The organism is Brevibacillus sp. SIMBA_040 (genome assembly GCF_046535075.1).
Classification (GTDB): Bacteria; Bacillota; Bacilli; order Brevibacillales; family Brevibacillaceae; genus Brevibacillus.
Window position 1 is genome coordinate 1 of record NZ_JAWRXI010000417.1, and the last position, 234, is coordinate 234.

General features: G+C 54.7%; 1 protein-coding gene. It reads left to right on the forward strand.

Annotated elements, in window-relative coordinates:
• A partial coding sequence (locus SB752_RS33285) for a DUF2931 family protein (protein WP_410719641.1) occupies positions 1-234 on the forward strand: 234 nt, incomplete at both ends.

The window sequence follows — 234 nt, forward strand, 5'->3', positions numbered from 1 at the left end:
TAAGGGACGCCAAGCTTCCGGTTCGCATCTATGTCCGCTGGCAATCACTGGCCGAGCCGCAAACGTATCAGGGTTGGTTTGAAAGTCCGGAAGATGCGAGGCAGGTCATGCGTAATGCGTTGACCAAGGAGTGCACAAGCGTTCCTGAAGCGGCTTTTTTAGATCCGCTCGCGTCTGTACAGATAGGAATTGCCCCAGGTGGTGTGGTACAGGTGTGGGCATTGGATGAATGCC